Source organism: Pseudomonas sp. RIT-PI-AD (genome assembly GCF_025642785.1).
Classification (GTDB): Bacteria; Pseudomonadota; Gammaproteobacteria; order Pseudomonadales; family Pseudomonadaceae; genus Pseudomonas_T.
On sequence record NZ_JANZKU010000009.1, the window covers coordinates 179,167 to 192,203 of the forward strand.

Consider the following 13,037-nt stretch of genomic DNA (forward strand, 5'->3'; position numbering starts at 1 on the left):
CTTGCCCTCAAATCGAGGACTTGAAAAACGCTGGTCTAGGGCGGTTTCAGTACAAATCGCAGGAATAAAAAAAGGGCCTTTCGGCCCTTTTTTCAACAATCTACAGACATTTCGAGTATCTGCGGATCGTAATTTGGAGCGGGAAACGAGACTCGAACTCGCGACCCCGACCTTGGCAAGGTCGTGCTCTACCAACTGAGCTATTCCCGCGTCTTGGTGACGGGCGCCATTCTATAGGAACTCCGCGCGCCGTCAACCCCTTGATTCGAAAAAGTTATTTCTTACTGGATTCGCGGGTCAGATGGGGCCAGGCGGCCAGCAGGTATTGCAGCATCGACCAGAGGGTGAGCGCAGCGGAAACGATCAGCAGCAGATAGCCCAGAATCACCCAGATGCTGATCAACGGGGGATTGGCCAACAGAATCACCAGCGCCAGCATCTGCGCCGCGGTTTTCCATTTCCCCAGATTGGACACCGCGACCTGGGCGCGTGCCCCCAATTCGGCCATCCACTCGCGCAGCGCGGAGACCACGATTTCCCGGCCGATGATGATCACCGCAGGAAGCGTCAGCCATAGATTGGCGTGCTCTTCCACCAGCAACACCAGGGCCACCGCGACGATCAGCTTGTCCGCGACCGGGTCGAGAAAGGCGCCGAACGCGGTGCTCTGCCCGAGGCGCCGCGCCAGGTAGCCGTCGAGCCAGTCGGTGGCGCAGGCCAGGGCAAAGACCGCGCTGGCTGCCCAATAGCTCCATGGGAAGGGCATATAGAACAGCAGGATGAAAACCGGAATCAGCAGAACGCGCAGAACGGTGAGCAGGTTGGGAATATTCATCTGTACGGCTGGGCTGCGAGGTGAATCGGCATTCTACTCGCTGTGCAGGGCTGCATAAATCGACTCGGCGAGCTTTTTACTGATTCCCGGCGCCTTGGCGATTTCGTCGCTGCTGGCCCGGGACAATTCCTGCAGGCCACCGAAATGCTTGAGCAGTTCGCGGCGCCGCTTCGGCCCGATGCCGGCCACCTCCTCCAGGCTTGACGTGCGCCGTGCCTTTCCGCGGCGAGCACGGTGACCGGTGATGGCGAAGCGGTGGGCTTCGTCGCGCACCTGCTGGATCAAGTGCAAGGCGGGCGAGTCGGCGGGCAGGGTGAATTCGTGAGCCGCATCGTTGAGGTACAGCGTCTCGAAGCCTGGCTTGCGGGTCACGCCCTTGGCCACGCCGAGCAAGATCAGGTCCGGAACCGCGAGCTCCCTGAGAACGGCCTGGGCCATGGACAACTGCCCTTTGCCACCATCCACCAGCAAGATATCCGGAAGCTTGCCTTCTCCTTCCTTGAGCTTGCTGAAGCGCCGGGTCAACGCTTGGTGCATGGCCGCGTAGTCGTCGCCCGCCGTCACGCCTTCGATGTTGTAGCGGCGATAGTCGGACTTCAACGGCCCCTCGGGCCCGAAGACGACGCAGGAGGCGACGGTCGCTTCGCCGCTGGAATGGCTGATGTCGTAGCACTCGAGGCGCTGCGGCGGCTCTTCCAGGCCCAGTGCGTTGGCCAACGCCTCGAACCGGGCGGCGAGATGCTGGCGATTGGCGAGGCGTGCGGCCATGGCCTGCTCGGCGTTGGTCACGGCGAATTGCTGCCAGCGCGCACGCGTTCCCCGCACTCGGTAGCCGATGGCCAGCTCGCGACCCCGGGTCGCGCTGATCGCCTCGATGAAGGTGGGGAAATCCTCATGCACGCTGTTGACGATCAACTCGCTGGGCAATTCGCGCTCATGGTTGCCCAGGTAGTACTGGGACAGGAAGGCCAGCAGCACTTCGCTCGCGTCTTCCTCGATGGCCACCTGCGGGAAGAAGTTCTTGCTGCCCAGCACGCGGCCGCCCCGCACGGTGATCAGGTGCACGCAGGCTCCCCCGGGGTTGACGATGGCGGCGATCACGTCGATATCGCCGGTACCGCCCTCCATGCTCTGCTGCTCCTGCACCCGACGCAGCAGGGAAACCTGGTCGCGCAGCTCGGCGGCCCGCTCGAAGTCCAGCTGCTGCGCGGCTTTCTCCATCGCCGCGGATAATTCGTCGTTCAGTGCACTGCTGCGCCCCTCGAGGAACATTGTCGAGTGGCGCACGTCCTCCGCATATTCGGCTGGATCGACCAACCCGACGCAGGGCCCTTTGCAACGCTTGATCTGGTATTGCAGGCAGGGACGCGTACGGTTGCGGAAATAACTGTCCTCGCACTGGCGCACGAGAAAGGCTTTCTGCAGCAGGTTGAGACTTTCGCGGATCGCTCCGGCGCTCGGATAAGGCCCGAAGTAGCGGCCTTTCCCCTTTTTCGCGCCGCGATGAATGCTCAGGCGCGGAAATTCCCCGGCCGACAGATAGGCGTAGGGGTAGGACTTGTCGTCGCGCAGCAGGATGTTATAGGGCGGCCGCCATTCCTTGATCAGGGTCTGCTCGAGCAGCAGCGCCTCTGTCTCGTTGGCGGTGACGGTGGTCTCGACCTGGGCGATCTTGGCCACCAGCGCCGCGGTTTTCGGCGCCAGCCCGCTTTTGCGGAAGTAGCTGGAAAGACGATTCTTGAGGTTCTTCGCCTTGCCGACGTAGAGCAGCTTGCCACTCTCATCGAACATCCGGTAAACGCCGGGGCGAACACTACAGGCGGCGAGCAAGGCGCCGGGATCGAAAACAGCAGGCATCGATTCAGTTGACAGCGTCGACCATCCCGTGACGCACCGCCAGCAACGCCAGTTCAACGTCACTGGTGATGGATAGTTTCTCGAAAATCCGATAGCGGTAAGTGTTCACCGTCTTCGGAGACAGGCAGAGTTTATCGGAAATGCTCTGGACTTTCTGACAATTAGCGATCATCAGCGCGATCTGGATCTCGCGCTCCGACAACAAATCGAAAGGAGAACCGCTGTTCTGTGGCTGGAAAGACTTCAGCGCGAGCTGTTGAGCGATCTGCGGGCTGATGTAGCGCTGGCCGACGAATACCTGCCGAATGGCCTGGACCATCTCTTCCAGGGCCGCGCCCTTGGTCAGGTAACCCGCGGCGCCCGCCTGCAGCAAGCGGGTCGGGAACGGGTCTTCCTCGCAAACCGTGACCGCCACGATCTTCAGGTCGGGGTTGGTGCGCAACAGCTTGCGCGTCGCCTCGAGCCCGCCGATGCCCGGCATCTTCACGTCCATCAGGATGACGTCCGGCTTGAGTTCGCGCGCTTTCTTTATCGCCTCTTCGCCCGAGTCGGCCTGCCCCACCACTTGCAAGCCATCGATATCGGCCAGCATACGTGTGATGCCGGTACGTACCAGATCATGGTCATCGACCACTAGCACCCTAATCAAGCGACACCTCGCTGTGCATCGCGAGCCGCGAGAGCGGCAATTCTGTGAAGGCTGGCTTCGATAAAACCAGCGAGATCAACGCGTGGCGGATGACGATTGGCTGTCGACGCCCCCCAAACGCTCTAGCCGGAAGGCGCTGAAACAACGCCATACAGGGGGAGATATTTAGGTCTGCTCGCCCCCTACTCCATGGCGCCCGCCTGCCTCGAATGGCTAGGCATCTTACAGACTCGGGCACATACGCGACAGCCCAGTTCAGAGGAGGAAAACGGCACAGATGCCCCAATGCTGGCACGGAAAACCTATCCAAAATGAGGATTTTCTCGGCGCTAGGCCTCTGCTACACAGGGCCTCCGACCTTCCAACGATTTCCCGATTGCGAGGCCCGGGCCGCTCGAGTAATACATAAAAAGAGGGCTTTGGACGCAAACGCTGCCGGCCGTCACGGAATCATCTGTCGTTTTACGTTAATCAATACACGGGGGTTCGTGCTCAACTGCAGGTCCCGTGGGACGTCTACAGGTTCAAGTGCCGAAACGGAGCGCCGGCACGTAGGGAAGCGGGTTTCACGTCATAGCCAAAGGGATAAGGGAATGTCTATCCACAACCTGAACCACATCAACATGTTCCTCCAGGTCATCGCCTCGGGTTCGATTTCCGGAGCCGCACGGATCCTGCGCAAATCGCACACCGCCGTCAGTTCCGCGGTGAGCAACCTGGAAATCGATCTGTGCGTCGAACTGGTTCATCGGGATGGTTACAAGGTGGAGCCGACCGATCAGGCGCTGCGCCTGATTCCGTACATGCAGAGCCTGCTGAACTACCAGCAGTTGATCGGGGACATCGCTTACAACCTCAACAAGGGGCCGCGCAACCTACGCATCCTGCTGGATGCCGCCATCCCCTCGTCGATCTGCGAAACGGTCGCCGAGATGCTGCTGGACAAGTTCAACGTCATCAGCCTGATGCGCGCCTCCCCGGCCGATACGCTGATGATGATCAAGCAGGACAAATCGGAAATCGATATCGCCATCACCATCGACGAAGAGCTGAAGATCGGCCGTTTCAGCCATTGCGTGCTGGGTTACACCAAGGCCTTCATCGTGGCTCACCCCGAACACCCGCTGTGCCACTCGACCCTGAGCAACGTGGCGACGCTCTCCAACTACCGCCAGATAAGCCTGGGCAGCCGCCAGGCGATCTACTCCAACCTGTTGCGACCGGTCAGCGACAAGGTGTGTTACGTGGAGAATTTCGACGACATGCTGCATCTGGTGGAAGCCGGCGTCGGATGGGGCATTCTTCCGCACTATTTCGTCGAAGCCCACCTGCGCGCCCAAAAACTGGTGGCCTTGAGCAACTTCTACGAACCCGCCGGCATCTCCACCAAGATCTATTGCTACTACAACTCGGCGCTGGAATCGGAACAGGGCTTCCTGAACTTCCTGCACAGCACACGGCAGCGCCTGCGGGCCTTCGAGCACAACCCCGGCGACAGCGTGCCGGCATGAGATATGTCCGCGCCAGGCGACGCAATCGCGCCGCCCGGCGAAGCGAGGCAATCCGGCCGCCCGAATTGACTTGGCGACGGCGGATACCGATGAGCCAGCAGCGCGCTTCGATCGCTGGCCACGGCCTTCCTTCAGGCCTGGCCGGCTCCGAACGCCAGGCCTTGCGCAGCGTCGTCCAAGGTTGCAGCCCCCTCGTGCTCCATCTCCGCCAGGGCGATCGCCAGGGTGTAGCGCTTCTGCGCATCGCGACGCAGCAATCCCCGCTGGTGCAAGCGACGCAGCACCTGGCTGACACAGCTGGGCGTGATGGGCACGTCGCAGCTCAGCAGGCGCGCGTGCAGCTCCGGGGCCGACACGCTGTCGCCGGTGCAAAGCGCATCGAGGATTTTCAGCCGCGGCAGGCTGCAGCGCAGGCCGACGCGTTGCATCAGGCGGCGTAATGCACGGTTGTCCACGGCCAGAGCCGGTGCCGCCAGGGTCATTTCGGCACCTGGAAAGAAAGAGTGGCGACATGCACCACGCTGTCGTAGCGCTGGCCGTCGACGGTGGCCTCGCCATTGACCTGGGCGGTGACCTCCAGCACGTAGCGACCGGGAAAGGGTGTGTCGAGGGTCACGCTGCCATCGGCGGCAGGCTTCAGGACTCGCGCCCATTCCGCGCCGGTATGGACATTGACCTGGGAGGCGGCGACCACGGAGCCCTTCCAGTGCAGGCGGAACTGGTTGCTCCCAGGCGCGACGGGGACCAACTCCAGGTCGTTCGCCGCGCGGGTCTCGTCGCGGCCTTCACGCGCCTCGTAGAGGGTCAGTCGTTTTCCATCGGATCGCTTGGCGGTGACCCGCAGATCGCCCGGGAACGGCCCCTGCAAGGTATAAGCGTCGCTGCTGGCTTGCAACGCGACCTCCTTGCCGGTGCCGAGCGCAGCCTTGGGTGCTTGCAGCCCTGCGAGAGGCAGATGCTCCCCTGGCTGGAACTCGCTCAGATAGGCGTACGCCGCGGGTTCGGAGCCGCGCTCCAGCCAAAGGTAATCGGCGTGTGCCAAGGGCAAGACGAACGATGCCGCACCGAACAGCACCGCCTGGCGAGGAAACAGGGACATGCAGAAACTCCTTTTATTCATGCAGCCGTATCTCGCGAGCGCGATCCCGCAAAAAATCGGATGCTTTCCTTACAAGACGTATGAAACCGGAAAAACCCGCACCCCAAGCGCCTCGAAGATTCGATTTGACGATGCATGGCATCGGACGCGGGACGAAAGATCCTGCCTGTCCGGAGCGGCTGCGCGGCCCTTTTCGGAGCGCTCGATCATCTTTCTCGAGCCCGTATCCCTGCACGGTGGAAGCTCCGGTGCCCGTGACGTTGCGGCAGCCTTGGAAAGCCGCGCTCCAACTCGCGTCGAAAAAAACGCGGCGCTCGAGCGGGATCGGACGGTAACGAAAAAGGCTCGCCAAGACCCTATGGAGGGGGCGATGAAGCCTGCCTCGTGGCAGCAGGAGCGGTTCGAGACCAAGACGCAGCGAAATCGCGCCGGGGGATGAATCGCTCCCACAGGGGCGAGCTTGACGCTGGCCAGCGTTCGGCCACTGGCATGGCCACTCGAAAGACGCCGGCTCGCCTCAGCCATCGCCGCTGAGGTTCCGAACGAGCGGCCGAGGAGGCATCGGACGCCAACCTTTCGAGCCGATAGGCGTTCTCATTAGCTTTTGGACACATTTTCTTGCATCTGCGCAGGCGCCTGTCCCCACCCTTCGTCCGTATCCTACGGCCCGGTCGTCCGGCCCGGTGAGGCATGTCCCGTTTCAGACCCGCGTGCTCGATACCGCGGCCATTCCTCGCCGCTTCCGTGAGGGCGACATTTCACCTCCACTTTGCCGGCAGAAGTCCTCCGCCCATGTCCAAGAAGTCCCGCTCGAAAATCTGGTTCCTCGTCCACGGCTGGCTCGCGCTGCCGATCTGGGTATTCGCGTTGCTGGTATGCCTCACCGGCACCCTGGCGGTGGTCAGCCAGGAGATCGTCTGGCTGGCCACTCCGCAGATCCGCGCCAGCGCGCCCTCGGACGACGCCCAGCCGCTCAGTTACCAGCGCATCCTGCAGGCGCTGGCCGAGCAGGAACCGACGATGGTCGTCGAAAGCCTGCGCAAACCGGAGGAGTCGCATTTCGCGCTGAGCGCGTCGGTGACTTATCCCGACGCGCGCTCCGCGGTGCTGTACGTGGACCCCTACACGGGGCGGATCCAGGGCAGCGCACCGGACTTCGATTTTCGCGGCTTCACCCGGGCGCTGCACGGTTGGTGGCTGGTGCCCTTCACTCACGGCTTCAGTTGGGGCTGGTACATGGTCTGCCTGCTCGGCCCGCTGATGCTCGCCTCCCTGGTCACCGGGCTGGTGGTCTACAAGCGCTTCTGGCGCGGTTTCCTCACGCCACGTTTGCGCTTCAACCAAGGGGCGCGGATCTTCTGGGGCGATTTCCATCGGCTTGCCGGCATCTGGTCGATCTGGTTCATCGCCGTCATTTCGATCACCGGTACCTGGTTCCTGCTCCGGGCGATCCTCTCGGACCTGGAACTGAGCGTCACGCCCATCGAAGCCCCGGTGGTGAACGCCCGCGAGGCGGTACCGACATCGGCGACAGGCGACGGCGTCGCGCGCCTCGACCTGGACCAAGCCACGAAACTGGCCGAACAGGCCATCCCCGGCCTGGAAGTCAGCTATATCGGCATGCCCGAGAACGCCTATGACGTGCTGCACGTCGGCGGACGCGACTGGTACCCGCTGATGTACCAATCCGCCTCCCTCGACCCTTACAGCGGTCGGGTGATGAATACCTACCTCAAAGGCGACAGGCCCCTGGCGGATTTCATCATCGACTCCATGTACCCGCTGCACTACGGCGATTTCGGCGGGCTCGCGGTCAAGCTGATCTGGTTCTTCTTCGGCCTGCTGCTGAGCCTGATGGTCCTCAGCGGCCTGCTGATCTGGACCAAGCGCACGGCGCTGGCCACCGCCAAGCCATTCAAGAAGGCGCGCCCGCCGCGCGAACCCCGTGCGCCTTCCGGCGCCCCGACCGCGGAGCACAGCGCATGAGCCGGAACAACGCCGCCCCCGTAGCCGAGCATCCGGCCAAACGCCTCTGGCAACGCTGGCGTTTTCATCTCAATGCGCTGCTGCTCGTCGTCCCGCTGGTGTTCATGTCCAAATACCTCCACGACCAGGCACGCTTCAGCGGCAAGCTCGGCCTCGGCGAGCGGGAGATCGGCGAACTGGCCGTCGGCCCCTGGACGCTGCGCCTGGCCGAGTGGGAAGTCGGCGACCCGGAGGACGAAGGCCAGGCCGGCTACATGAAGGCGTTCGTCGTGGCCCTGTGCGAAACCTGTAGCGGAGAAATCAAGGCCGCCTATCTACGCATCGGCCAACCCCGCAGCCTGCGTGCCGCCGGCGCCCTGCTCTCGGGCAATCCGTACCGCTTGATCGCCGAGGTGCCGGTTCCTCCACGCGCGAGTGCCGGGGACAGGTTATGGATCACCGTCGAGGGCTGGGACGGCGCCGTTCACCAGGCCACCCTTCCCCTCGAGCAAGCCTCGCCGTCCCTGATCGCCTGGCTCGGCAAAGGAGGAAACGCCCGATGAACCCCATCCTTCGGTATCGAGCCGCCCTTGGCCTGCTGCTCGTCGTGTCCGCCCCCCTGGCCTTCGGCCACGGCGCCTTCTGCACCTGCAAGGCGCTGGACGCCGCTCGGGTCCGCTGCACCGGCGGCTTCATCGGCGGTGGCGCGGCGCCCGGCGTGACCCTGGACGTGATCGGTCCAGACGAGACCATCCTCCTCCACGGCGAGCTGGGACCGGACTCGAGCCTCACCTTCACGCGTCCGGACGGTCCCTTCTATGTGCTGTTCGATGCGGGCCCGGGCTACGTGGTCGAAGTCGATCACACCGACATCGCGCCCTAGGGGCTGTGCGAAAAGCCGCCGCGCGAAGGTCAGGCAAGGCAAAGCAAGCGAAGAGGCGACCGGACACACCAGGGGCTGGCGGCACATCGTTCGTTTCGGTGCCCCCGCTGGGTAGCCGGTGCCCACGGCCAAGCGCTCAGAACAGCCCCATCTGCCGGTCCACCAGCGTGGCGAAGTCGTCCTGTACGAACGGCAGGATGGCGTCCGCCACCGGCTGGAGCTGCCGCGTGAGGTAGTGGTCGTAGTCGATGGCGGCCTGCCGGACTTCCAGCGGCTCCGGCCCGGCCAGCGTCATCACGTAGCTGATCCAGCCACCTTTCTGGTATTGGCGCGGACGGCGCTGCCGGTCGTTGTAATCGTCGGCGATGCGCGCGGCGCGCACGTGGGGCGGCACGTTGCGGGTGTAATCGTCCAGCCGGCGACGCAGGCGCTTGCGGTAGATCAGCAGGTCGTCGAGTTCGCCGGCCAGGGTCCTCCGCACGTAGTCGCGCACGTAGTCCTGATGAGGGCGCCGATGGAATATCCGCAGGTAGAGCTCCTGCTGGAAACGTTGGGCCAGGGGCGACCAGTCGGTGCGCACGGTCTCCAGCCCTTTGAAGATCATGTCCTCGCGACCGTCTGCGCGACGGACCAGGCCCGCATAACGCTTCTTGCTGCCCTCCTCCGCGCCACGGATGGTGGGCATCAGGAAACGCCGGAAATGCGTTTCGAATTGCAGCTCCAGTGCGCTGTCCAGGTCGAATTCACGCCGCAGGTGATCCCGCCACCACTGGTTGATGCGCAGCGCCAGTCCGTTGCCGATATGCGCCGCCTGCTCTTCCGAGCGCGCGTCCTTGAGCCAGACGAAGGTGGAATCGGTGTCGCCATAGATCACGGTGTAGCCCTCGGCCTCGATCAGTTCCCGCGTCCGACGCATGATTTCGTGGCCACGCAGGGTGATGGACGAGGCCAGCCGAGGGTCGAAGAAGCGGCAGCCGGACGAACCCAGCACGCCGTAGAACGCGTTCATGATGATTTTCAGGGCCTGGGACAAGGGTTTGTTGTGCTCGCGCTTGGCGGCTTCGCGCCCTTCCCAGACCCGTGCCACCATGGCCGGCAGGCAATGGCGAGTCCGCGAATAGCGCGCCCCGCGAAAACCCGGCACCGACTCCCCGTCGCCCGGGTGTCGCAAGCCCTCCACCAAGCCGACCGGGTCGATGAGAAAAGTGCGGATGATCGAGGGGTACAGGCTCTTGTAATCGAGTACCAGCACCGACTCGTACAAGCCCGGTCGCGAGTCCATGACGAAGCCGCCGGGGCTGGCCTCCGGCGAGCGGCTGCCGAGATTGGGCGCGACGAAACCCTGTCGGTGCATCAGCGGCATGTACAGGTGGGAGAAGGCGGCCACCGAACCGCCGCTGCGGTCGGCGGGCAGACCGGTGACGGTGGCCCGCTCCAGGAGGAAGGTCAGCAACTCGGTCTTGGCGAAGATCCTCGTCACCAGCTCGCAGTCCTTGAGGTTGTAGCGCGCCAACGCAGGCTTGTCCTCGGCGAACATGCGGTTGATTTCATCCATGCGCTGGTAAGGGTTATCGATGGCCTTGCCTTCGCCGAGCAGCGTCTGCGCAACGTTCTCCAGGCTGAAGGACGGAAAGCTCCAGGTCGCCGAGCGCAAGGCCTCGATGCCATCGATGACCAGCCGGCCCGGAACCGCCGCGAAAAAGTGGCTGCGGCTGCCATGTTCGCGCCAGCTCATGACTTCGCCACCGCGTCCGAGCCGCAGGGGCACCTGCAGGCGCTGCGCGTGCTCGTGCAACACGCGTAAATCGAACTGCACCAGGTTCCAGCCGATGATTGCGTCCGGGTTGTGCTCGGCCAGCCAGTCGTTCAACCGTTCGAGCAATTGTTCACGGCTGTCGCAGTAGTCGAGGCGGAAATCCACCGAGCCGCGCTCGCCGTTCGCCGGCCCGAGCATGTAGACCTGACGCTCGCCGCAGCCTTCCAGGCCGATGGAGTACAGCTCGCCGCGGGCGGTGGTCTCGATATCGAGGGAGACCAGCCGCAGCCGCGGCCGGTAATCAGGCGCCGGCTTCATGTGAGCCTCGAGCAGCCGGCCATCGCCATCCGGCTTACCGCCGAACCACACCGGCGCTGTGATGAAACGCTCCATCATGTAGCGTTCCGGCGGGCGGATATCCGCCTCGAACACCTCGATGCCCGCGCGCCGCAACGTGGTTTCGAGCTGCATCAACTGACGATGCTGGCGGCAGTACAGACCGAGCACCGGGCGGTGGGAAAAATCACACAGCTCCAGCGCCCGCAGCTCGACGCCAGGCTCGCCGCGCAACAGCGTCTCCGCCTCCGAGCGCTGCTCGGCGGGTATGAACGCCACCGAAGGCTGGTGCGGCAAACGAATGAAGCGCGGACCGGCGTCGGTCGCCAGCCAGAACTCTACTTCCGTACCGCTGGGCGTATCGCGCCATTGCCGGGTGAGCACGAAGCCCTGCTGTACATCCACGAATCCGAATCCAGACATTGTCGAGCGGAGGATTCTACGTGCCCCGAGCACTCGGCTGTCGTGCATCACCACTCCACCGACGCGCGAGGCGATGATCGGCGGCTTGCCAGATGCCTCGGTGCAGCAGGCTTTGAGTGACCGGAACAGCGTTAGTCTAAGAACCTGTCCACGATCTTCTGAGTAGTAGTGCCAGGAAGGCCAGATGGATGGGCTGCAAGCTGGTGTTGAGTTTGCGCTCGCAGTTTTTCCATAACCTTCGACTCTTCTCCAGCCACGCAAAACTGCGTTCGACAACCCAGCGCTTGGGCATAACCTTGAAGGTGTGCAGTTCGCTGCGCTTGCGATCTGTACCGTGACCTGCTCGCCCAAGCCCTCTCGCACGCCTTCGGCGAATGGTTCTCCAGCGTAGCCGCTGTCGCACAACAGGCTTTGTACTTGCCCCAAGGTCGGCTTGCAGCGATCCAGGGCTTGCAATGCGCCTTTGCGGTCGGTCACCTCTGCCGTTGTCACCGCGATGGCATTCGGGAAACCTCGGGTATCGACGACAATGTGGCGCTTGATCCCCGAGACCTTCTTGCCCGCGTCATAGCCCTCTGGCCCGCCGTATCCGTGTTCTTCACGCTCTGCGCGTCCACGATCAAGAACGTGCTGCAGGCGTTGCGCTCCTGTTTCTCGCGGGCCGCGCCAACCTGAGCGGGTCTGCTTGCGCTTGCCGGCACACTCGGCGTCGGAAGGTCATCTGCTTCATCGGGATACTCGGGCTGCGGGATCGGCTTATTTCAGCAGATTGGGGAAGTGAAATTCAGAGTTCCCTTAATACGGTAGCCTTCAAATATCCTCTACAGATCAGTTAGTTAAGCCCTTTACTCATATAATCATATCCGCACGACAAAAAAATCATGCTGCAATATACAGGGAAAACTTAAAAGTTAGGCAACGCATCCACTCTAGCCATATTATTATCTGGCACGATATTTTTCATATAGCTATCCACTAGAGAAAATATAAAACAATTTTCTATAGAAAAATATACTGCCCCAATAATTAGCTCTATGTCTTCAGACACATAGCTGGCCAGTTCGGCTGAACCAGTGATACGAATAACCTTTTCGAAAAAAGCCTTCCTATAATGTTCCTGGATAGATTCAATATGATTACCATCCGAAGAGTCTGCTATTTTCTCTGTCAAAAGTTTATCTATCTCTACCCATTCCGAATCGAATGAATCGGTATCACGTGAATCTAGGCATTCAATAATTTTTTCTTCATCATTATAACTAGATAAAAAATCCTTACTGAGCAGCCCCTTCAAAAACTTATCCAAACCATCATTAGTTAACTGCATAGCATACCTTTCTCTTTAAGCCATTCTTGCATTTTTTAATAGCATCTAAAGGTGTACAGTTTTCACGCAGCATTACCGACTCATCAGGAGACCTTAAATAAACTTTAATATCATTAATTGCTGGATCAGCATAGGTTTTTCGTAAGCTTCAAATAGCTCTTTGTCCGTTCCTTCGAATGGCCCTTGCCGCTTACCTACAGTTTTTCTTCAGCCTCATGCAACCTTTCATGTTCTAACTCTGGATCTTTTCCTTTGGGAAATAGTGTAGGCCAGCATTTATTACTCCGGCTCATTTCAAAAGGCCTACCTACTGATTTTCTAAACGAAGGTGCATGGTGTCCAGATTTACTTACCCCCCATCCTGCCCGCGAGGCCCAGTGGGTCAATCCACCCCAC

The 13,037-nt window shown here is 61.6% G+C and carries 13 protein-coding genes, 1 tRNA gene and 2 pseudogenes; 5 read left to right on the forward strand and 11 right to left on the reverse strand.

Annotation, left to right across the window (positions count from 1 at the left end; genetic code table 11):
* Positions 1-134 precede the first annotated feature (134 nt).
* The 4 genes from OGL92_RS10625 to uvrY form a co-directional block, all read right to left on the reverse strand.
* A tRNA-Gly gene (locus tag OGL92_RS10625) sits at positions 135-210 on the reverse strand.
* A gap of 64 nt (positions 211-274) precedes the next feature.
* On the reverse strand, positions 275-835 hold the full coding sequence (gene pgsA / locus OGL92_RS10630; protein WP_263143550.1) for a CDP-diacylglycerol--glycerol-3-phosphate 3-phosphatidyltransferase: 561 nt from the start codon (positions 833-835) through the stop codon (positions 275-277).
* 33 nt (positions 836-868) lie between these two features.
* Positions 869-2,692: an excinuclease ABC subunit UvrC gene (gene uvrC, locus OGL92_RS10635; RefSeq protein ID WP_263143552.1), complete on the reverse strand. Its 1,824-nt coding sequence runs from the start codon at positions 2,690-2,692 to the stop codon at positions 869-871.
* Between the two features lie 4 nt (positions 2,693-2,696).
* On the reverse strand, positions 2,697-3,341 hold the full coding sequence (gene uvrY / locus OGL92_RS10640; RefSeq protein WP_263143555.1) for a UvrY/SirA/GacA family response regulator transcription factor: 645 nt from the start codon (positions 3,339-3,341) through the stop codon (positions 2,697-2,699).
* A 593-nt stretch (positions 3,342-3,934) separates the two neighbouring features.
* Between uvrY and OGL92_RS10645 the strand changes: the two are divergent.
* A pseudogene (locus OGL92_RS10645) lies at positions 3,935-4,813 on the forward strand (LysR family transcriptional regulator); the annotation flags it as partial.
* Between the two features lie 170 nt (positions 4,814-4,983).
* On the opposite strand, the gene OGL92_RS10650 reads toward OGL92_RS10645, so the two are convergent.
* On the reverse strand, positions 4,984-5,334 hold the full coding sequence (locus OGL92_RS10650) for a ferric uptake regulator family protein (protein WP_263143556.1): 351 nt from the start codon (positions 5,332-5,334) through the stop codon (positions 4,984-4,986).
* Positions 5,331-5,951 carry a hypothetical protein gene (locus OGL92_RS10655; RefSeq protein ID WP_263143558.1) on the reverse strand — a complete coding sequence of 207 codons (621 nt, stop codon included), beginning with the start codon at positions 5,949-5,951 and terminating at the stop codon, positions 5,331-5,333. The genes OGL92_RS10650 and OGL92_RS10655 overlap by 4 nt, the downstream gene beginning before the upstream one ends.
* Here OGL92_RS10655 and OGL92_RS10660 point away from each other — a divergent pair.
* The 4 genes from OGL92_RS10660 (at position 5,950) to OGL92_RS10675 (ending at position 8,799) form a co-directional block, all read left to right on the forward strand.
* Positions 5,950-6,390 (forward strand): hypothetical protein, encoded by a 441-nt coding sequence (locus OGL92_RS10660; protein ID WP_263143561.1) that lies wholly within the window; start codon positions 5,950-5,952, stop codon positions 6,388-6,390. The genes OGL92_RS10655 and OGL92_RS10660 overlap by 2 nt on opposite strands.
* Before the next feature lie 353 nt (positions 6,391-6,743).
* Entirely contained in the window at positions 6,744-7,937 is a 1,194-nt protein-coding gene (locus OGL92_RS10665; protein ID WP_263143562.1) for a PepSY domain-containing protein, read from the forward strand.
* Complete coding sequence (locus OGL92_RS10670) at positions 7,934-8,479, forward strand: thiamine pyrophosphate-binding protein (protein WP_263143564.1); 546 nt, start codon at positions 7,934-7,936, stop codon at positions 8,477-8,479. The genes OGL92_RS10665 and OGL92_RS10670 overlap by 4 nt, the downstream gene beginning before the upstream one ends.
* Complete coding sequence (locus OGL92_RS10675) at positions 8,476-8,799, forward strand: hypothetical protein (RefSeq protein ID WP_263143566.1); 324 nt, start codon at positions 8,476-8,478, stop codon at positions 8,797-8,799. The genes OGL92_RS10670 and OGL92_RS10675 overlap by 4 nt, the downstream gene beginning before the upstream one ends.
* Before the next feature lie 136 nt (positions 8,800-8,935).
* On the opposite strand, the gene OGL92_RS10680 is transcribed toward OGL92_RS10675, so the two are convergent.
* From OGL92_RS10680 to OGL92_RS10695, 5 genes and pseudogenes are all read right to left on the reverse strand, one after another.
* A complete protein-coding gene (locus OGL92_RS10680; protein WP_263143568.1) occupies positions 8,936-11,296 on the reverse strand; it encodes a DNA polymerase II in 2,361 nt (786 codons plus the stop codon).
* Between the two features lie 154 nt (positions 11,297-11,450).
* Positions 11,451-11,717 (reverse strand): transposase, encoded by a 267-nt coding sequence (locus tag OGL92_RS22205; RefSeq protein WP_346659495.1) that lies wholly within the window; start codon positions 11,715-11,717, stop codon positions 11,451-11,453.
* Between the two features lie 11 nt (positions 11,718-11,728).
* Positions 11,729-11,950, reverse strand: a pseudogene (locus OGL92_RS22210) (transposase); the annotation flags it as partial.
* 268 nt (positions 11,951-12,218) lie between these two features.
* Positions 12,219-12,641, reverse strand: a complete 423-nt coding sequence (locus tag OGL92_RS10690; protein ID WP_263143569.1) for a hypothetical protein — start codon at positions 12,639-12,641, stop codon at positions 12,219-12,221.
* Between the two features lie 194 nt (positions 12,642-12,835).
* Positions 12,836-13,037, reverse strand: a 202-nt coding sequence (locus tag OGL92_RS10695) for a hypothetical protein (protein ID WP_263143570.1), incomplete at its 5' end; no start/stop codon positions are given.